Annotated in this window: 22 protein-coding genes; 6 read left to right on the top strand and 16 right to left on the bottom strand. The window is 73.3% G+C overall.

The genetic code is table 11. The features are described from left to right. Positions 1–51: 51 nt before the first annotated feature. The gene (locus tag BGP03_RS24645) at positions 52–1,215 is read left to right on the top strand and encodes a cytochrome P450 (RefSeq protein WP_296374386.1); all 1,164 of its coding nucleotides are present in this window, start codon (positions 52–54) and stop codon (positions 1,213–1,215) included. A gap of 39 nt (positions 1,216–1,254) precedes the next feature. On the opposite strand, the gene BGP03_RS24650 is transcribed toward BGP03_RS24645, so the two are convergent. Both BGP03_RS24650 and BGP03_RS24655 read right to left on the bottom strand, forming a co-directional pair. Next, complete coding sequence (locus tag BGP03_RS24650; RefSeq protein ID WP_296374383.1) at positions 1,255–2,337, bottom strand: alpha/beta hydrolase; 1,083 nt, start codon at positions 2,335–2,337, stop codon at positions 1,255–1,257. After that, positions 2,334–2,555, bottom strand: coding sequence for a hypothetical protein (locus BGP03_RS24655; protein ID WP_296374381.1), 222 nt, complete (start codon positions 2,553–2,555; stop codon positions 2,334–2,336). The genes BGP03_RS24650 and BGP03_RS24655 overlap by 4 nt, the downstream gene beginning before the upstream one ends. Before the next feature lie 99 nt (positions 2,556–2,654). Between BGP03_RS24655 and BGP03_RS24660 the strand changes: the two genes are divergently transcribed. Beyond that, positions 2,655–3,281 (top strand): hypothetical protein, encoded by a 627-nt coding sequence (locus BGP03_RS24660; RefSeq protein WP_298799504.1) that lies wholly within the window; start codon positions 2,655–2,657, stop codon positions 3,279–3,281. Between the two features lie 18 nt (positions 3,282–3,299). On the opposite strand, the gene BGP03_RS24665 is transcribed toward BGP03_RS24660, so the two are convergent. The 5 genes from BGP03_RS24665 to BGP03_RS24685 are packed head-to-tail and all read right to left on the bottom strand — an operon-like array spanning position 3,300 to position 6,338. Continuing rightward, positions 3,300–4,331 carry an LLM class flavin-dependent oxidoreductase gene (locus BGP03_RS24665; protein WP_296374377.1) on the bottom strand — a complete coding sequence of 344 codons (1,032 nt, stop codon included), beginning with the start codon at positions 4,329–4,331 and terminating at the stop codon, positions 3,300–3,302. Further along, positions 4,331–4,831: an SRPBCC family protein gene (locus BGP03_RS24670; protein ID WP_298799503.1), complete on the bottom strand. Its 501-nt coding sequence runs from the start codon at positions 4,829–4,831 to the stop codon at positions 4,331–4,333. Before BGP03_RS24670 ends, BGP03_RS24665 begins: the two co-directional genes overlap by 1 nt. Before the next feature lie 32 nt (positions 4,832–4,863). Continuing rightward, positions 4,864–5,268 carry a PIN domain-containing protein gene (locus tag BGP03_RS24675; protein ID WP_296374372.1) on the bottom strand — a complete coding sequence of 135 codons (405 nt, stop codon included), beginning with the start codon at positions 5,266–5,268 and terminating at the stop codon, positions 4,864–4,866. Then, complete coding sequence (locus tag BGP03_RS24680) at positions 5,256–5,519, bottom strand: type II toxin-antitoxin system prevent-host-death family antitoxin (RefSeq protein WP_296374370.1); 264 nt, start codon at positions 5,517–5,519, stop codon at positions 5,256–5,258. Before BGP03_RS24680 ends, BGP03_RS24675 begins: the two co-directional genes overlap by 13 nt. Before the next feature lie 18 nt (positions 5,520–5,537). Continuing rightward, the gene (locus tag BGP03_RS24685) at positions 5,538–6,338 is read right to left on the bottom strand and encodes an alpha/beta hydrolase (protein WP_298799502.1); all 801 of its coding nucleotides are present in this window, start codon (positions 6,336–6,338) and stop codon (positions 5,538–5,540) included. A gap of 65 nt (positions 6,339–6,403) precedes the next feature. Between BGP03_RS24685 and BGP03_RS24690 the strand changes: the two genes are divergently transcribed. Further along, positions 6,404–6,955 (top strand): TetR/AcrR family transcriptional regulator, encoded by a 552-nt coding sequence (locus BGP03_RS24690; RefSeq protein ID WP_296374369.1) that lies wholly within the window; start codon positions 6,404–6,406, stop codon positions 6,953–6,955. Here BGP03_RS24690 and BGP03_RS24695 read toward each other — a convergent pair. The 3 genes from BGP03_RS24695 to BGP03_RS24705 form a co-directional block, all read right to left on the bottom strand. Further along, complete coding sequence (locus tag BGP03_RS24695; protein ID WP_298799501.1) at positions 6,942–8,540, bottom strand: NAD(P)/FAD-dependent oxidoreductase; 1,599 nt, start codon at positions 8,538–8,540, stop codon at positions 6,942–6,944. The two genes, BGP03_RS24690 and BGP03_RS24695, sit on opposite strands and share 14 nt — an antisense overlap. An 18-nt stretch (positions 8,541–8,558) precedes the next feature. Next, complete coding sequence (locus BGP03_RS24700) at positions 8,559–10,349, bottom strand: NAD(P)/FAD-dependent oxidoreductase (protein WP_296374367.1); 1,791 nt, start codon at positions 10,347–10,349, stop codon at positions 8,559–8,561. Positions 10,350–10,437: 88 nt separating this feature from the next. Beyond that, positions 10,438–11,676, bottom strand: coding sequence for a GAF domain-containing protein (locus BGP03_RS24705; protein WP_296374366.1), 1,239 nt, complete (start codon positions 11,674–11,676; stop codon positions 10,438–10,440). Positions 11,677–12,151: 475 nt separating this feature from the next. Between BGP03_RS24705 and BGP03_RS36070 the strand changes: the two genes are divergently transcribed. After that, complete coding sequence (locus BGP03_RS36070) at positions 12,152–12,361, top strand: hypothetical protein (RefSeq protein WP_363094418.1); 210 nt, start codon at positions 12,152–12,154, stop codon at positions 12,359–12,361. A 46-nt stretch (positions 12,362–12,407) separates the two neighbouring features. Here BGP03_RS36070 and BGP03_RS24715 read toward each other — a convergent pair whose 3' ends face one another. Then, positions 12,408–12,530, bottom strand: a complete 123-nt coding sequence (locus BGP03_RS24715; RefSeq protein ID WP_298799498.1) for a hypothetical protein — start codon at positions 12,528–12,530, stop codon at positions 12,408–12,410. A 526-nt stretch (positions 12,531–13,056) separates the two neighbouring features. Between BGP03_RS24715 and BGP03_RS24720 the strand changes: the two genes are divergently transcribed. Continuing rightward, entirely contained in the window at positions 13,057–14,136 is a 1,080-nt protein-coding gene (locus tag BGP03_RS24720; protein ID WP_296374363.1) for a class I SAM-dependent methyltransferase, read from the top strand. Here BGP03_RS24720 and BGP03_RS24725 read toward each other — a convergent pair. Next, entirely contained in the window at positions 14,102–14,605 is a 504-nt protein-coding gene (locus tag BGP03_RS24725) for a VOC family protein (protein ID WP_363094420.1), read from the bottom strand. The two genes, BGP03_RS24720 and BGP03_RS24725, sit on opposite strands and share 35 nt — an antisense overlap. A gap of 62 nt (positions 14,606–14,667) precedes the next feature. Here BGP03_RS24725 and BGP03_RS24730 point away from each other — a divergent pair, with 62 nt between their 5' ends. Continuing rightward, entirely contained in the window at positions 14,668–15,606 is a 939-nt protein-coding gene (locus BGP03_RS24730) for a WYL domain-containing protein (RefSeq protein WP_298799497.1), read from the top strand. Between the two features lie 280 nt (positions 15,607–15,886). On the opposite strand, the gene BGP03_RS24735 is transcribed toward BGP03_RS24730, so the two are convergent. The 4 genes from BGP03_RS24735 to BGP03_RS24750 are packed head-to-tail and all read right to left on the bottom strand — an operon-like array spanning position 15,887 to position 18,638. Next, positions 15,887–16,399, bottom strand: coding sequence for a DinB family protein (locus BGP03_RS24735; protein ID WP_296374360.1), 513 nt, complete (start codon positions 16,397–16,399; stop codon positions 15,887–15,889). Positions 16,400–16,420: 21 nt separating this feature from the next. Then, on the bottom strand, positions 16,421–17,047 hold the full coding sequence (locus tag BGP03_RS24740) for a maleylpyruvate isomerase family mycothiol-dependent enzyme (protein WP_296374359.1): 627 nt from the start codon (positions 17,045–17,047) through the stop codon (positions 16,421–16,423). After that, positions 17,044–18,318, bottom strand: a complete 1,275-nt coding sequence (locus BGP03_RS24745) for a sigma-70 family RNA polymerase sigma factor (RefSeq protein WP_298799496.1) — start codon at positions 18,316–18,318, stop codon at positions 17,044–17,046. The genes BGP03_RS24740 and BGP03_RS24745 overlap by 4 nt, the downstream gene beginning before the upstream one ends. Further along, positions 18,315–18,638 (bottom strand): YciI family protein, encoded by a 324-nt coding sequence (locus tag BGP03_RS24750; RefSeq protein ID WP_296374355.1) that lies wholly within the window; start codon positions 18,636–18,638, stop codon positions 18,315–18,317. Before BGP03_RS24750 ends, BGP03_RS24745 begins: the two co-directional genes overlap by 4 nt. Positions 18,639–18,648: the final 10 nt, after the last annotated feature.

Raw genomic sequence — 18,648 nt, forward strand, 5'->3', positions numbered from 1 at the left:
CCTCGAATTCATGTACTGAACAGTTCAGTACAGTTGAAGGAGGGCGTTTCGATGACGACCCACTCCGTGCCCACCGTCGCGTTCGACCCGGTCGACCAGGCCATGCGCTTCGCCGACTTCCCCGTCTACGACGAGATCCGCGCGCAGGGCGGCATCGCGTGGTCGCCGTCGCACGGCGGGTTCTGGGCGGTGGCGGACTTCGCGCTCGCCCGGCTCGTCACCACCGACCACGACCGCTTCCGGTCGGGCTCCGGCGTGCGCATCCCGCCCAACGGCACGCCGCCGACGTTCGCCCTGGAGTACGACCGGCCCGCCCACACCGTGCACCGCGGGATCCTCACCGACGCCGTGGGCCCGCGGACCGCCCCGCACCTGGACGCGATGGTGCGCGGCCACGCCCGCCGGCTGCTGGCGACCTGCACCGGCGACACGGTCGACCTCGGTGGGCAGTACGCGTTCCGGCTCTCGCTCGACGTCATGTTCGACCTCATCGGCGCGCCCGCCCACCTCAAGGAGGAGGTGGAGCTGCTCGCCGAGGCGCTGTTCCTCTACCGCAGGCCGCTGCCCGACGGCCGCGACGCCGCCGCGCGCCTGCAGGAGATCCTCGAGGAGATGGTGGCCGACCGCACCGCCCACCCGCGGGAGGACTGGCTGAGCTCCGTCGTCAGCCGCCTCGACGACGCCGAGCACGCGCTCAGCGAGCGCGAGGTGCACGGGGCGATCGTCGCGCTGCTGGTGGGCGGCCACCACTCCACGGCGCGGACGACGGCGTGCCTGCTCGCCCGCATCGCGTCCGAGCCTGATCTCCAGGCGCTGCTGCGGGCCGAGCCGGGGAGGATCCCCGAGGCCGTGGAGGAGACCGTCCGCCTGCAGACCCCGTTGCGCTGGTTCGCCCGCACCGCCGCCGATGACGTCGCGCTCGGTGGTGTCACCGTGCGCGCCGGCGAGCGCGTGCTGCTGCTCTACGCGGGCGCCAACCGCGATCCGCAGCAGTTCCCCGAGCCCGACGCCTTCCGGCTCGACCGGCCGAAGGGCCGTGCGCACCTGGGCTTCGGCTGGGGCATCCACCGCTGCGTCGGCATGCCGCTGGCGCAGCTGGAGATCCGGGTGGCGGTGGAGGAGCTGCTCGCCGCGGCCGCCGTCGTCGAGCCGGCCGGCGACATCACCTGGACGTCGTCGACGGAGCCGCGCCACATCCCCTGCGTGCTGCGCTGAGACGAACGCGTCCCGGGGCAGCCCGTCAGGACGGGACCGTCACCGCCGGGCGGCGCGCCTGCTCTCCACGAGGGCCAGTGCGGCCCGCAGGGCGCTCGCCGCGTCGAGGGTGGCGTCTCTCGCCGCTGCGCTGATGGCCGTGAAGCCCGCGTAGCCGTGCACCAGACCGGGGAACCGGCGGGCCACGATCGGCACACCGTCGGCCCGCAGGCGGTCGACGAGCTCCTCCCCGTCGTCGCGCAGCGGGTCGAAGCCGGCCGTCGCGATGTAGACGGGCGGCATGTCCGAGAGGTCCGACGCCCGCAGGATCGCGCCGCGCGTGTCCTCGGAGGGGACGCCGTCGGGCAGGTAGAGCCGCTCCAGCTGCTGCAGGTAGTCGAAGGTGAGCCCGAATCCGGAGCCGAACGTCTCGCGCGAGCCGCCGCGGCGCTCGGCGTCGGTCACCGGGTAGAGCGCCAGCACCAGGGCCGGACGCCCGTGGGGCTCCTGCTCGTGGGCCACGACCAGGGCGAGGTTGCCCCCGGCGCTGTCACCGCCCACCGCGATGAGTTCCGGATGCGCGCCGAGCTCGGCGGCGTGGGCCCGCGCCCACAGGTACGCCGCGATCGCGTCGTCCAGCGCCGCCGGGTAGGGGTGCTCGGGCGCGAGCCGGTACTCCACCGACAGCACCCGGACCCCCGACTGCGCGGCCAGCAGCCGGCACAGCGGGTCGGTCGACGCCACGCTGCCGAGCACGAACCCGCCACCGTGGAAGTAGACGAGCATCGCCGAGCTCACCGGGGCCGACGGCGGCACGTACAGCCGGGCGGGCAGCGGCCCGATCGCGCCGGGGAACTGCAGATCACGCGTCTCGATGTCGTCGAGACCGGGTTCGGCGGCCACCTCGGCGGCGAAGTCGGCCTGGCGGCGCTGCTCGGCGAGCACGGACTGGTCGAGCGTGCCGCCGTCGGAGGACTCGAGCAGGGCGGCGATGCGCCCGAGCAGCTGCAGGTCGGGGTCGAGCGTCTGGCCGTCGACACGGATCGGCGGGCCTGCCATCAGCCGTTTCACAGGTTTGGGCAGGCCGAAGACGAACCGGAAGCCCCACCGCAGCGCCAACACCCGCACCGTCGAACCGTTCACGACCGAACGGTACGCCCGGCGGGCGCGCATCCGCAGGTGAAGATGACGATGCCGACAGGCAAGTACGTGCCGCCGTCGCGGCCGGCTTCTCCGTGCTCAACCTCGTCCTGCAGCAGCCGCTCCTCCTGGCCCATCGGGGTTCCGCGTGGTTCCTGCCGCTCGCGATCGTCGCGCACGTCGTCGTGGATGCGCCGCAGCCGGGCGGAAACTGAGAACAACGCTCAGCTTGCAGAGCAATGCTCTTGACGATCCGCGGCCGAGCTGCGACGGTTGCTCCCGAACGAGAGCATCGCTCTCGCAGAGACCCGGGGGACCCGATGCCGATCGACCGCTCCACCCTCCGCGGCGGGCAGGCCGCACTCCTGCTCGCCGGACTGCTGTTCGTGCTCTACCCCACCGTCCGCCCGTACGGGGACGCCGACCCGGCCACCGCGGCGTCGGCGTTCGCGTCGGGAGCGTGGCTCCTCGCCCACCTGTCGGCGGTGGTGGGTTTCATCCTGCTGCCGCTCGGCCTGATCGCCGTCCGCGCCGTCACCGGCCGGGGCGCGACGGCCGGTGCCGCGTTCGTGGTGACCTGGATCGGGGCCGGGCTGGTGCTGCCGTACTACGGTGCCGAGGTCTTCGCCCTGCACGCCGTCGGCCGGGCCGGCGGCCCGCTCACGCTGGTCGACGCCATCCGCAACGGGCCCGTCCAGATCACCGAGTTCGGGGTGGGCCTGCTGCTGCTGGCCGTCGGAACGGTGCTGGCCGCGGTGGCCGTGTGGCGTTCCGGGGTGCTCGCACGGTGGTCCGCCGTGCCGCTCGCGGCCGGGTTCGTACTGTTCCTGCCCCAGTTCTACGCCCCGCCCGCGCTGCGGATCGCGCACGGCGTACTCGTCGCCGTCGGGTGCTTCCTGCTGGCGGCCGAACTGGGTCGTGCGCGGATATCGGTGCCCCAGCACTGATTTCCGCGCACGGGCGCGTCAGCGCAGCAGGTCGAGCGCACGGCCGAGCGTCGTCAGGCGTTCGTCGAGGGTGTCGCCCGCGGGGTAGAGGCGGACGGTGTCGACGCCCGCGTCCCGCCAGACGCCCAGCCGGGTGCGCACCATCTCCTCGGTGCCGATGAGCGTGGTGCCCAGCACCATCTCGTCGGTGACCAGGGCGGCGGCCCCGTCCCGGTCGCCGCCCTGCCAGCGCTCGCGCACCTCGGCGGCCACGTCGGCCCAGCCCTGGCGGCTGTAGGCGTCGTTGTAGAAGTTGGTGCTGGCCGAACCCATGCCGCCCAGGCTGAACGCCAGCCCCTTCTTGCGCTCGACGACCATGCCGCGCAGCTCGTCCTCGTCGGCGGCGAAGGCCACCTCGGCGCCCTGGCAGACGTCGAGGTCCGCACGCACGCGGCCGGCCGCGGCGAGGCCGGCGTCGAGCGGGGTGAAGTAGGCGGCCGAGCCCTCGGGCACGAAGCTCGTGCCCAGCCAGCCGTCGGCGATCTCGCCGGTGAGCGCCAGCATCTTCGGTGACATCGTCGCGAGGTAGATCGGCACATCCCGCGGCCGGGACGACAGCCGCATCGGCCGCGCCTCTCCGGGCAGCGGGATCTGCACGGTGTCGCCGGAGAACGACACCTTCTCTCCCGCCATGGCCTGCCGGATCACCGCCACCGTCTCGCGCGTGCGGGTCAGCGGCCTCGCGAACGGGACGCCGTGCAGCCCCTCCATCACCTGCGGCCCCGACGGGCCGAGCCCGAGCAGGAACCGCCCGTCGGACATGTCGGCCAGCGTCAGCGCCGCCTGCGCGATCGCGACGGGCGTGCGGGTGCCGACCTGGATGATCCCGGAGCCGAGCAGCAGCCGGTCGGTGCGCCCGGCGAGGTAGCCCAGCGCGGACGGCGCGTCGGAGCCCCAGGCCTCGGCCACCCAGCACACGTCGAGGCCCAGCTGCTCGGCCTCGAGCACGAAGTCGAGGGTCTCGCGCCAGCTCGCGCCCCCGGACGCCTCGATCGTGGTCGCGGAGCGCATCAGGCCGAGACCCGCTCCTTGATCGCGGCCAGGGTCGCGGCCATGTTGGCCTCGAACTCCCTCATCCGGCCGTAGACGATCTTCTGCTCCTTCTCGGGCATGCGGTCGATCGCGAGGCTCAGCCCGGAGCGCCCCGGCCCCATCTGCATCCACTGCCGCAACCGCGTGCCGTCACCGTCGGGTTCGAGGGTGAAGCGCCAGACGGCGGCCGGCTCGGCCGGGTCACCCGCCGCCCACGCGAACACGCGCGGCTCGTCGCACTCGATCACCTGCGACGGCGACGACCACTCCCCGATCGCCTGGTGCCGGCTGTAGCCGACGAACCGGCTGCCGACGGCGCCCGGCTCGTCCAGCCACTCGACGCGCTGCAGCTCGGTGCTCATCGACGGCATCTGCTCGACGTCGGACACCAGCGCCCAGACCCGCTCCGGCGGTGCGTCGACCCGCGTCTCGACCTCGACGCAGGGAGTGTCGGCGTAGCGGGCTCCGGTCCATTCCATGCCCGACAGAGTTTCGCAGAGAGACCCAGCTGTCAAACGGCCAGGACCCGGGCCTCGACGTCCGGTAGGTCGGCGAACCCGGCGCGTCCGTCGGTGGTGACGAGTAGCCGACCGGTAGCCCGGGCAGTAGCGGCGATGATCAGATCGTGGGCGCCCCTCGGCCGCCCGTCCCGTCGGACGTGCGCGAGCAGCGCCGCGTGATGGACGGCGACGGCGTGTGTGTAGTCCACGACCGGCAGCACGGCGAGCAACTCGTCGAGGAACGCCCGCTGGGCAGCGGTGCGTGCGGGATCCTGGTCGAGCTCGACCCCGGTCAGGTACTCGGCGACCACGACCGCCGGGACGGCGACGTCGTCCTCGTCGGCATACGCGGACGGATCGAGCCGCCCACGCACCGCCGCGACGAGCACGCCCGTGTCGAGGATCAGTCGAGCCACGGGTCGCCGTCCCGGTCAGTCGTGGCTGCGCCGGCCGACTCGACGTCGGCCGCGAAACCATCGTCGACGGCGAGGCGGTGATGCCAGCGTCCCAGGACGTCGGCCACGGCCCGGCCGTTGGCCCGGGGCGCGGGAACGATCATCGCGACCCGCCGTCCACCACGGGTGATGACATAGGACTCGCCGTCCTCGGCGCCGTCGAGCACGGCCGAGAACCTCCGCGCGGCCTCGGACGCCGACAACTCCTTCATATGCTCAGACTATCAGAATCAGATGATCTGACCCCGAGGTCGATCGGCGAACCACCGCACCACCAGCCGGTCGACCTCCGCCGCGGCCGGCATCTGCGGCGCCGGCTCGACACCCGGCTCCTCGGCCAGTGCGTGCTCCATCCCCGCCACGGTCACCAGCGTCCCGTCGACGGCCGACCGCAGCGCGGCCGCAGGCTCCAGGATCACCGGGTCGTCGCCCTCCCCGACGACGATCAGCACATCGACGTCCTTGAGCTCACCCGCCCGCGCGACGAAGTCCAGCCGCCGCGCGACCTCCTGCGACCGCTCCGACCACGCGTACGTGACCCCGAAGCGCCGTTCGTTGGCCGCCACCACCGTCGCGAGCTGGACCACCGGGCCAACCAGCACCGCCGCGTCGACCTCGACATCCCCGCCGGCGATCACGAGCTGCGCCACCGCCGCGCCCAGCGAGCCGCCGAGGACCCCGATCGGCCCCTGCGCGAGGTCGAACCGGGACCGCAGCTCGGCCAGCGCCGCAGGGAACTCCGCGGCAGCCTGCGTCGTGATCGGGCCGAACAGGTTCAGCACGGCATCCTCGTGGCCCAGCCGCATCAGCTCGTCGAACCCGCCCTCCGGCAGCCGCGACCCGCACATCGGCAGGCCCAGGTAGATGCGCCACGCGTCGAGCCCGTCGAGCGGCAGGGCGGAGGCGAACGCGGTCTCGGTGCGCGGCGGGTCCATCAGGTGCCACCCGACGACGGTCGGCGCCGACGCACTCCCCGAGGCGGGCGGGACGGCGAGGAACGGGACCCCCGCGGCGGTTCCGGTGATCGTCATGACGTCTCCCCCGATCGCGAACTGTACGACGTCCAATATAGCTGGACGTTGTACAGTTTGCCACCATGGGCACCCGGAATCCCGGCCAGCGCGCCGGCCTGACCCGCGGCGCCGTCCTCGCCGCCGCGAACGAACTGCTGGCCGAGCGCGGCCTGGCCGCGTTGACGATGCGAGCGGTGGCCACGCGGCTCGACGTCGCGCCGAACGCCCTCTACAGCCACGTCGCGAACAAGACCGCGCTGCTCGACGAGGTCCTCGACGAGCGGCTCGCACTCGTCACGGAGCCCGATCCGGACGGTGACCCGGCCGCGGGGCTGCACGCCGTGATGACCTCCACTCGCGCGGTGTTGCTCGACCGCCCCGATCTCGTCCCGCTCTACCTGGCCCGCCAGGGCGCGCGCGGCCCGCACGCGCAGCGTCTCGGCGAGGTGATGCTCGGCCTGATGGACCGCGCGGGGGTCACCGGCGGTGATGCGCGGGAGGCGCTGCGCGTGCTGATCGTCTACACGATCGGCTTCGCGGCGCTGGGCACCGGCGGTCCGCTGGCCGCGGACGAGACGGCGCGCAGCTTCGACCGCGGCCTGCGGTGGCTGCTCACCGGGATCATCCCCGGCTGAGTGCGAACCCCTCGTAGCCCGCGTCGGCCACCTCGGCACAGCGCTGCGCGTAGGTGGCGAGCCCGCCCGCGTAGGGCATGAAGATCCGCGGCTTGCCCGGCACGTTGGCGCCCAGGTACCAGGACGTGGGCGACCGCGACAGCAGCGTCGCCGACGCCGCCTCCGCCACGTGCGCCATCCACGCGTCCTGCGCCCCGGGCGTGGCCTCGATCCGCCCGACGCCCTCCGCGCGCAGGTGGGCGAGGCAGTCGGTGATCCAGCCGACGTGCTGCTCGATGGACGTCGGCATGTTCGACAGCACCGACGGGCTGCCCGGCCCGGTGATCGTGAACAGGTTGGGGAAGCCGACGACCTGCAGCCCCAGGTAGGTGCGCGGCCCCTCGGCCCACTCGTCGCGCAGGGAGACGCCGCCCTCCCCGCGGATGTCGATGCCCAGCAACGGGCCGGTGAGGGCGTCGAACACGGTGGCGAAGACGATCGTGTCGAGCGGGTGCTCGGCGTCGGTCGTGCGGATGCCGGCCGGCGTGATCTCCTCGATCGGCGTCTTCTTGAGGTCCACGAGCGTGACGTTCCCGCGGTTGTAGGTCTCGAAGTAGTGGGTGTCGATCGGCGGCCGCTTGGTGGCGAAGCCGTGGTCGCGCGGGGTGAGCGCCTCCGCGGTGGCCGGGTCCCGCACCACCTGCGCGATCTTGTCCCGGAGGAACTCCGACGCGGTCGCGTTGGCGGCCTCGTCGGACAGGATGTCGTTGAACGACGCGCGGAAGCGCAGCCCGCCGCGCTCCCACGCGGCCTCGTAGACCGCGGCCCGCTCCTCGTCCGACACCGACAGCGCGGACCGGTCGTCGGGGAAGTAGGGGAAGCCGCCGAACGTCGAGCGCTGCACCTCGCGGTGGGCGGCGTAGTTGCGCTTGATCTCAGCCTGGTCGGCCGGGTCGAAGGGGCCGTTGCGCGCCGGGACGCTGTAGTTGGCGGTGCGCTGGAAGACCGTGAGGTGCTCGGCGTCCTCGGCGATGACCGGGACGGCCTGGATGCCGGTGGACCCGGTGCCGACCACGCCCACGCGCTTGCCCGCGAACGAGACGCCCTCGTGCGGCCACATCCCGGTGTGGAACCACTCGCCGCCGAACGTCTCCAGGCCCGGGATCGCCGGCACGTTCGCGGTGGAGAGGCAGCCGACCGCCGTGATCAGGAACTGCGCCTCGAACCGGCCGCCGGTGGCCGTCTCCACCCGCCAGCCGTCGTCGAAGGTGGCGGTGGTGACGCGCTCGCCGAACCGGATGTCGCGCCGCAGGTCGAACCGGTCGGCCACGTGCTCCAGGTAGCGGAGGATCTCGGGCTGGCGCGGGTAGCGCTCCGACCACTCCCACTCCTGCTGCAGCTCGTCGGAGAACGAGTAGGAGTAGAACCAGCTCTCGGAGTCGCAGCGGGCGCCGGGATAGCGGTTCCAGTACCAGGTACCGCCCACCCCGTCGCCCGCTTCGAGCACCACGGTCGAGAGCCCCAAACCCCGCAGCCGGTGGAGCATGTAGAGCCCGGCGAACCCGGCCCCGACGACGACGGCATCCACCTTCTGCGCTGAGGTCACGACTCCGACTCTGCCTCCTCAGGACGTGTGGTGCACCTCCTGCAGCCCGTAGACCGGCGTCGGGATGCCCTCCTGGCGGGCCTTGAGCTGCAGCGCGAGGTAGAGCGAGTAGTAGCGCGACTGGTGCAGGTTGCCGCCGTGCACCCACAGCGCCTCCTGCTGCGTCGGCTTCCACATGTTGCGCTGCTCCCCCTCCCACGGACCGGGGTCCTTGGTGGTGTCGGACCCCAGGCCCCACACCTTGCCGAGCCGGTCGGCCATCTCCTGCCCGACGATGTCGGCGGCGATGCCGTTCATGGAGCGGTAGCCGGTGGCGTAGACGACGAGGTCGGCGGGCAGCCGGGTACCGTCGTCCAGCACGACCTCGTCCTTCGTCAGCTCGACGACCTGCCCCTTGGCCAGCTTGACGCTGCCGTCGGCCACCAGCTCGGCCGCGCCGACGTCGATGTAGTAGCCCGAGCCGCGGCGCAGGTACTTCATGAACAGGCCCGAGTCGTCGTCGCCGAAGTCGAGGTCGAAGCCGGCCTTCTCCAGCGCCGCGTAGTAGTCGGCGTCCCGCTCGCGGGCCGCGTCGTACACCGGCTTCTGGAACTGGTGCATGATCCGGTACGGCAGCGACGCGAAGATCGTGTCCGCCTTGTGCGTGGTGACGCCGGCCGCCACCGCCCGCTCGGAGTACAGGTCGCCGAGGCCGAGGTCCATCAGCGTGTCCGACTTGATGATGTGCGTGGAGCTGCGCTGCACCATCGTCACGTCGGCGCCCGCCTCCCACAGCGCCCCGCAGATGTCGAACGCGGAGTTGTTGGAGCCGACCACCACCACGTTCTTGCCCTTGTACGCGTCCGGCCCGGGGTGCGCCGAGGAGTGGTGCTGCTCGCCCGCGAACACGTCCTGGCCGGGGATCTCGGGCAGGTTCGGCTTGCCCGAGACGCCCAGCGCGAGCACCAGGTGCTTGGGCCGGAGGGTGACGGCCTCGCCGTCGCGGTCGACCTCGAGGGCCCACTCGGAGCCGTCGTAGGTGGCCTTCTTCGCCTCCGTGGAGCCCCAGTAGTTCAGCTCCATGACCCGCGTGTACATCTCGAGCCAGTCGCCGATCTTGTCCTTCGGCGCGAACACCGGCCAGTTCTCCGGGAACGGGATGTAGGGCAGGTGGTCGTACCAGACGGGGTCGTGCAGGCACAGCGACTTGTAGCGGCTGCGCCACGAGTCGCCAGGGTTGGCGCGACGCTCGATGATGATCGTCGGGACGCCGAGCTGGCGCAGGCGCGCGCCCAGCACGATGCCGCCCTGCCCGCCGCCGATGATGACCACCTCGGGCTGGGTGGTGTAGCCCAGCTCGGCCTTCTCCTTCTCACGCGTCTCGGCCCAGCTGACGCGGTCGCGGCTGGCGCCGTGCTCCGCGCCCATCGGCCGGTTGGCACGGCGCGGCTCCTCGTGGCCCTTGAGCTCGTCGAGGGTGGTGAGGAACGTGAAGGCCTTCCCGCCGACGAGACGCAGGTGCCCGCTGCCCCGCCCGACGGCGGTCTCGAACTCCAGCCACGCGTCGGTGACGCCGTCGGCCTCGGTGGGCTCCTCGGTGGTGCGGAAACCGGTGGGGTCGGTCGCGTCGAGCTGGGAGCGCAGCATGTCGGCGACCCCGGCCGGACCCTCGACGGTCTTGATGTTCCAGGTGAACGCGACGATGTCGCGCCAGAAGCTCTCGTCGGCGAACAGCGCGGCGGCCGCCTCGACGTCGCGGGCGGTGAGCGCCGACTGGAAGTCGGCGAGCCAGGCGTCGACGGTGGTCTGGGGCGAGACGGTCTGGGTCACGGAGTACCTCCTGAAGAGACTGTGACCCAGCTCATCTCCTCGGGACGTTCTGCGCAACCGTTGCAGCCATGTTGCAGCCCTCGACGGGTCAGACGTCGAGCAGCCGCCTGACGCCGGGCGCCGTGGACCCGGCCAGCGCCGACACCGGCCCGGCCACCTCCACGTCGACGTCGGGCGCGATCCGGTACGGCCGGGCCTGCAGCAGCCCGCCCAGCGTGCGGCGCAGCCGTGACATCTCGGCGCGGACCGTGACCAGGTGCTCGCGGTCACCGTAGAGCGCCACCGACAGCGCGCCCGCGTCCATCCCGACCGCACCCGCCCGGGCCAGCAGGACCAGCACCTCCAGGTGCCGCGTCGAGAGCGGGTGCACCCAGCGCGTCGAGGAGTCGACGACGGCGCGCGGCGGGCGCCCGGCGAGGTCGATCGTGAGCCGGATCCGCTCGGCCGGGCCTGCGCGCAGCAGCCACCCGCCCGGCACCGGCTCGGGCATGCAGACGCCCACGCCGTGGACCGCCACCGGGTGTCCGGCCCGCGGCACGGCCACGCGTTCGAGGTTCGGCATGCCCGCGACGGCGGCGACCCAGCCGTGCTCGTCGGCGACCAGGCCCGGGCCGTGCCGGGCCAGCAGCGGCGCCCCCACGTTGCGCAACGTCTCCAGCCGGGTCTCGTGCGAGCGCCACAGGCTCGCCTCGGCGAGCTTCACCGCGGTGCCGACGAGCGCGACCGTGGTGGGGTGGATGGTCTCGGCCGGCCCGCTGACGTCGACGACGCCGAGCAGCTCACCGGTGCGGGGGTCGTGCACGGGGCACGCGGTGCACGTCCACACGTGGTGGGAGCGCACGAAGTGCTCGGCCCCGAACATCTGCACGGGCGCGGCCTCGGCCAGGGCCGTGCCGATGGCGTTGGTGCCGACCACGCCCTCCGACCAGTTCGCCCCCTCGGTGAACCCGAGCCGGTCGGCGCCGCGGCGCACCGCCGTGGAGCCCTCGCGCCACAGCAGCACACCGTCGGCGTCGGTGATCACCATGATGTGGCGGGCGTCCTCGGCCACCGACGTCAGTGCGGCGCGCAGCTCGGGCAGCACGCGCTGGAGCGGCGACACGCTGCGCCGGTGCTCGACCTCGTCCGCACCCACCGGGCCCGGCGGGTCGTCGAGGTCGGGGTTGACGCCCTGGGCCCGGGCCCGCTGCCACGACCGCGCCACGAGGACCCGTGGGTCGGCCGGCGGACGGTCGCCGGAGAGCAGGGCGTCGTGGACGCGGGCGAGCAGGCGCGCGTACCGGTTGACGTCCACTCCCGACCGGACCGCGCAGACGCCTTCGTCCACAGCCACCTCCCGCGCTCGACCCCGCACCCTAACCCGCAGGCAGGCCCGCTTCACTCCCTTGACCAGGCAGTCCACGGCCCGGAGAACAGTCGCAAATTGAGACGACGTGGCCTCGGAAGGCCGCCACTGATGACCTGCGTCACTCCTTTGCCGCCAGGCGCCGGCGGTCGAGGGATCGATTCCCGTGCGCCTGGCTTTCCCGCGGGGCACCGTCGCTCAGCCCGAAGGAGCATTCGAGCCATGTCCGAGGACACTTTCCGCCTCATCTACCGCAGCCGGAACCAGATCCCCGCCGACCAGCGGACGGTCGGACTGGGGACGCTCCTCGGCAAGGCCCGGTCGAACAACAAGAAGCACGGCGCCACCGGCGCACTGCTCGTTCTCGGGGGACACGTTCGGCCAGGCGTCGGAAGGCGACGAGAGCGTCGTCCGGGATCTGTTCGCGACGATCGGAAAGGACTACCGCAACGATTCCGTGGCGCTCGCGGAAACGGGCGACGTACCCGAGCGGGTTCTCGCGAAGTGGCCCGTGGCGCGGGTGTCCGGGGACGGCGCGCCGGACATCGCCCTGATCGCCCGCGTGGACGGTATCCACCGCGCGGACACCCAGAACACCACGCCCGAGCAGGAGACCATGCTCGACGTGATGCGCGAGGCCGCCCGCAGCGGGTCGGACGCGGGCTGAGCCGGACGACGCGCCGGCGGATCGCGCCGGCGGCGTCGCTCGCGTCTCAGGTGAAGGCCGACTCCCCGCGGGCGTAGCCGCGCATCGCACCGATCACCGGGTCGGCCTCGCGCGTGTCCGGCCCCGGCTCCGGCGCCTCGGCCTCCGGCCGGTTCGTGAGGATCGGCATCCCCGACGGCTGGTCGTCGTCGGAGATGCGGGCGATGGACCACTTCGCGAAGGCCCGGCTCTCGATCGCCTGCGCCTCGAGCAGCGTGACGGCCTCGTGGCGGGGGTCGACCGCGATCTCCTCGAGCTCGGCCTTGCGATCCTCCGGGCGATGGTCAACTGGCTCCGGTAGACGAGCCGGAACCTGTGGTGCGACAGCGGTGTCGGCCTGAAAGGCCTTCCTGGTGACGGGGGCCCGGCCAAGGTGGCGACCCCACCCCTGGAACGTACCGCCGTGTGACGGCGCCCATACTTCGATCTTCGGTCAGGGGGCCGCCGCGGGCGGCGTCGGGGCCAGGCTCGCACAGGCCTTCCGCGCCGCGGCCCAGGTGGTGGCGCCCACCCCGGGCGGGGCGGCCAGGGAGCCGCCCGGGGCGGACGGGGACCCACCGTGTCGATCTCCGCTGGGTGACTGCTGGGCCCGGTGTGTGCGACCTCTGTGCCCTCCCCGCTGCGACGAACACCGGCCGGGACGGCAGGATCGGGTGATGACCACCGCCGAGGACAGCGCCGCCCCCGACATCCGCCGCGAAGTACGCGCCTTCGCCCGGCATCTCTTCGGCGTCTACACCGGTGGCGCCCTGAGCTACATGATCGATCTCGGGCACCGCACCGGGCTGTTCGACGCCGCCGCCGCCGGCCCCGCCACCAGCGCGGAGCTGGCCGACCGGGCCGGGCTGCAGGAGCGCTACGTCCGCGAGTGGCTCGGCGCGGTGGTCACCGGAGGGATCATGACCTACGACGCCGGCAGCGGCCGCTACACCCTGCCGCCCGTGCAGGCGGCCACGCTGACCGGCACCACGTCCAAGAACATGGCCCCGATGGCCGCCATGGTGGCGCTGCTGGGGCAGAACCTCGACGGCATCGAGGACGCGTTCCGCCACGGCGGCGGCGTGCCCTACCCGGCGTTCGACGGGTTCGCGGGCGTGATGGACCAGCTCGGCCGGCTCCCGCTCGACGAGCTGCTCGTCGACGTGTGGCTGCCGCTCGTGCCGGGCCTGGTCGAGCGGCTGACGGCCGGGGCCCGCGTCGCCGACGTGGGCTGCGGCAGCGGCCACGCCATGGTGCTGCTGGGGGCGGCCTTCCCGAACTCCACGTTCACCGGTTACGACATCGCCGAGGACGCGCTGGCCCGTGGACGCGCCGAGGCGGCGGACCTGCCCAACGTGACGTTCGAGGTGGCCGACGCCGCCGCGTTCCGCCCGGCGGCGCCGCTGGACGTCGTGTTCGCGATCGACGCCGTGCACGACCAGGCCGATCCCGCCGCCGTCCTGCGCGGGGTGCACGACGCCCTGGTGCCCGGCGGCACGTTCGTCATGATCGACATGGCGGCGTCCAGCGACCTGGCCGAGAACGTCGGCAACCCGTTCGCGCCGTGGATCTACGCCATCAGCACGCTGCACTGCATGACGGTCTCGCTCGCCCAGGACGGAGCCGGGCTCGGCGCGGCCTGGGGCGAGCAGGTGGCCCGCACGATGCTGGCCGAGGCGGGGTTCGGCGAGGTCAGCACCCGCCCGGCTCCCGGCCAGGCCCTCAACCTGATCTACGCGACGCAGCGCCCGGGCTGAGGGGGCGTCGAGATCCGGGAGATCGCCTGCGACGAGTCCGGTTACGAGGGCGACGAGGCCCGGGCGGCGAGAATCTCCAGGTAGTGCGGGTTGTGCATGATGCCGAGCACGTTGCCGAACGGGTCGACGACCGACGCGGTGACGAAGCCGGAGTCGCCGCGCGGGGTGAGCGGCTCGTCGTGGCGCCCATGGCGAGCAGCGTCGCGAGCGTGCCTGCCACGTCGTCGACGTGCCAGTTCATGATCGCGCCGCCCGGGGTGCCGGTGGCCGCGGCCGGCGCGTACTTCCGGTCGACGAAGCCGAGCTCGTCCTCGTCGTCGCCGACCCGGAACTCGATGTACGCCGGAGCCGCCGGCGCCTCGGGGAACGCGAAGTACGGCTCCAGGCCGAGCAGCTCGGTGTACCAGTCCCGGGCCGCGGCCAGGTCGTCGGCGTAGAAGGTGATGGTGGCGAATCCTCGGAAGGTCATGGGGAGAGGATGCCGAGCTGAAGTGCTCACCTTGTGAGCACTTTTCGTGGGAGATTCGTCCCGTGCGCGCGGACCGGCTGGTGGCCACCCTGTTGCTCATGCAGGCCCGTGGCCGGGTGACGGCCGCGGAGCTGGCGGGCGAGCTGGAGGTGTCGGTGGCCACCGCCCGGCGCGACCTGGAGGCGCTGTCCGCGGCGGGTGTCCCGGTCTATCCCCAGGCCGGGCGCGGCGGCGGCTGGTCGCTCGTGGGCGGCGCGCGCACCGACCTCAGCGGCCTCACCGCGGCCGAGGCGCGCGCGCTGTTCCTGCTCGCGGGGCCGGTGCGCTCCGCCCCGCTCGCCTCCGCCCTGCGCAAGCTCGTGCACGCCCTGCCGGAGACCTTCCGCGCCGACGCGCAGGCCGCCGCCGACGCCGTCGTGGTCGACCTCGCGCGGTGGGGCGAGCGGGACCGGGACCGCCCCCCGCTGGTCGACGCCCTGCAGGACGCCGTGGTCCGGCGGCGCCGGGTCGAGATCGGCTACCGCGACCGCGGCCGGCGGGAGGTGGATCCGTGGGGCCTCGTCGCGAAGGACGACGTCTGGTACCTGATCGGCGGCACCGCCGAGGGGCAGCGGACCTTCCGCGTCGACCGGATCTCCGGTCTCACCCTCACCGACGTCCCCGCCGAGCGCCCGGCCGACTTCGACCTGGCGCGCGAGTGGGAGCGGGTGGTCGGCGAGATGGAGCAGCGGCGCTCGCTGCTCTCGGCCACGGTGCTGGTCAACGCGCGGCTCGCCCCCATCCTCTGCGACCGGTTCGGCCGCCACAGCGAACGGCTCGACACCGTCGACGACGGGCGCGTCCGCGTCCGGGTCGCGGCCCCGATGGCGATCTCGATCGCGCAGGAGCTGGCCGGCTGGGGCGCGCTCGTCGAGGTCCTGGAGCCGGACCCGGTCAAGGACGAGCTCGCCCGGCTGGGGTCCGAGCTCGTCGCCCGCTACTCGCCCACAGCACCCCGATGAGGACGATCCCGCAGGCGGCCTGCTCGAGTCGCATCCACGTCGGTAGCGCACCCGGGAGGGCACCGTCACCGGGGAGGAACGCGAGCTCACCTCCGAGGCCCGGCTCGCGCTCTACCGCGTGGCGCAGGAGGCGCTGACCGACATCACCACGCACACCCGGCCCGACCGCGTCGAGCTGGACGTGCCGGCGTGACGACCATCAGGGTGCTCGTCGCCGACGACCAGCGCGTCGTCCGGGAAGGCCTGTCGATGATCGGCTGTGTCCCGGGTGAGGTCATCCCTACCGCCCGGTGACCCCGTCGATGGCCTCGCGCAGCAGGTCCGCGTGGCCGTTGTGCCGCGCGTACTCGCCGATCATGTGGACGTGCACCATCCGCAGGGACAGCAGGTCGCCGTGCACCTCGGTCTCCTGCGTGAACGGCACGTCCGCGACGGCCTCGTCCGCGAGCCGCCACTCCTCGCGCAGCGCCGCCACCTCCTGCTCGGCCCGGGCGGGATCGACGTCGGCGAAGTCGGCAGGGTCACCGGGGCCGCCGTGCAGGGCCGGGACGTCGAGCCCGGCCACCCGCTGCCGGAACCAGATGCGCTCCACCTTGGCCATGTGGCGCACCAGCCCCAGCAGCGACAGCGTCGACGACGGCACCGGCCGGGCGGACATCTGCTCGGCGGTCAGGCCCGAGCAGATGTTGAGCAGGGTCGACCGCTGCCACGCGAGGTAGCCCTCGAGGATCGGGCGGTCGGCACCGGTCAGCGGACCGTCGGCGGAGTCGGCTGGGGGCGAGGTCCAGGTCATCGCCCCATCCTGACGGATCGGTCAGCGTGCGGCGCTGAAGCGCGCGGCCCGTTCGCCGTGCAGCCGGCCGGGCGGCAGCCGCCGGCCGCACACGAGCAGGAGCAGGTCCTGGGCGTGGGCGTGGATCTCGGCGCCGTCGCCGAACGTCCAGTCGAGGTCGTCGGCGACGAGCCGGGTTCCGTCCAGGTCCACCCCGAAGTAGGAGCGGGACGCGGCGAGGCCGCCCAGGACGACGCGGATCCGCTCCGCGGGCACACGCCGATCGACGCCGAGGGCCACCGTGATGTCCAGGCCGTGGATCACGTCGTGCGACAGCGCACCGGCGAACCCGCCGCCCGGCGGTTTCCAGGGGTGGTCGACGTTGTCGGCGAGCGCGGCGAGGAGCTCCGCGGACGTCAGGGACGCCGCGTCGCGCCGGGCACTCCGGTCGGCCATGCGGTTGAAGTTCCCGCCGGCGCGCACCAGCCCGAGGACGACCCTCGGCACCGAGTAGCGGAACGGCATCGTCATGTGCGCCACGACCTCGCGGACGCGCCATCCCGCGCACAGCGTCGGCGCGTCCCAGTCGGGTTCGGGCAGGTCGGCCAGTACGGCGGCGAGATCGCGGCGCTCGGCCGCGATCGCCGCCCGGATGTCGGTGTCGGTCACGTGTCCTCCTCGGTGGGGTCCGTCGTCCTCACGACGAACGGCGGATCCCCGGGAGGACACCCGAGCTCGCTCATCCTGCGGGTGAGGTAGCGGCGCTCGGTGTCGGTGGGGGCCAGCGCCAGGGCGGCGCGGTAGGCCGCCGCGGCCCCGGCGTGCCGGCCGAGCCGGCGCAGGAGGTCCGCCCTCGTGGCCGGGAGCAGGTGATGGCCCGCGAGCGAGCCGGCGGCGTCCAGTGCGTCGACCAGCGCCAACCCGGCCGCGGGACCGGCCGCCATCCCCACCGCGACGGCCCGGTTGAGCTCCACCACCGGCGACGGAACCAGGCGCACGAGCTGCCCGTACAGCGCCGCGATCTGCGCCCAGTCGGTGTCGGCGGCGTCGGCGACCGTCACGTGGCACGCGGCGATCGCGGCCTGGACCTGGTAGCGGCCCGGCCGTCCGCGGCGCAGCGCGGCGTCGAGCAGGTCGACGCCCTCCCCGATCTGCCCGGTGTCCCAGCGGGAACGGTCCTGCTCCTCCAGCGTCACCAGATCGCCCGCCGCGTCGAGCCGGGCGGCCCGCCGGGCGTCATGGAACAGCATCAGCGCGAGCAGACCGACGGCCTCGGGTTCGTCCGGCATCAGCGCGACCAGCATCCGCACGAGACGGATGGCCTCCGCACTCAGGTCCTGCCGCACCAGGTCCACGCCTGCGGTGGCGGCGTAGCCCTCGGTGAACAGGAGGTACAGCACGGCCAGCACCGCCGGGACGCGCTCGGGCAGCAGGTGCGCGGGCGGCACCCGGTAGGGGATGCCCGCGTTCCTGATCTTCTGCTTCACCCGCACCAGGCGCTTGGCCATCGCCGGCTCGCCGACCAGGAACGCCCGCGCGATCTCCGCGGTCGTCAGCCCGGCAAGGGTCCGCAGCGTGAGCGCGACCTGCGACTCGACCGCGAGCGCCGGGTGGCAGCAGGTGAACATCAGCCGCAGCCGGTCGTCGGGTTCGGCCCGGGACTCCTCGGCCTGCTCCGCCATCTCCTGCAGCTTCGCCGCACCGACCGCCTCCCGGCGCAGCCGGTCGATGGCGCGGTGGCGCGCGGTGGTGGTGAGCCAGGCACCGGGCCGGTCGGGGACGCCGTCGCGCGGCCAGCGCTCCCACGCCGCCGCGAACGCCTCCTGCACGCACTCCTCGGCCAGGTCCCAGTCGCCGGTGACCCGGATCAGGGTGGCCACGATCCGGCCCCACTCGAGCCGGAACGCCTCGCCGATCGCGGCCTCGACCGCCGCGTTCACGGGGTGCGGATCGGCCGGACCTCGATCGACCCGTAGGTCGCGGCCGGATGCTTCGACGCCACCTCGACCGCCTCGTCCAGGTCGGCGCACTCCACGATGCAGAAGCCGCCGACCTGCTCGCGGGTCTCGGCGAACGGCCCGTCGGTCAGCAGCACGGCGTCCTCGCGCACCCGCACCGTGGTCGCGTCGGCGGGCGGGTGCAGCCCGGCCCCGCCCTGCAGGACCCCGCGCCGCACCATCTCGACGTCCCAGCCTCCGCAGCCGTCGTCGGCGTGGGCTGCGGCCGACTCGTCACCACAGATCAGCAACAGGTACTTCACGACACCCTCC

Origin of the sequence: Pseudonocardia sp. 73-21 (genome assembly GCF_001899645.1) — a bacterium.
Classification (GTDB): domain Bacteria; phylum Actinomycetota; class Actinomycetes; order Mycobacteriales; family Pseudonocardiaceae; genus Pseudonocardia.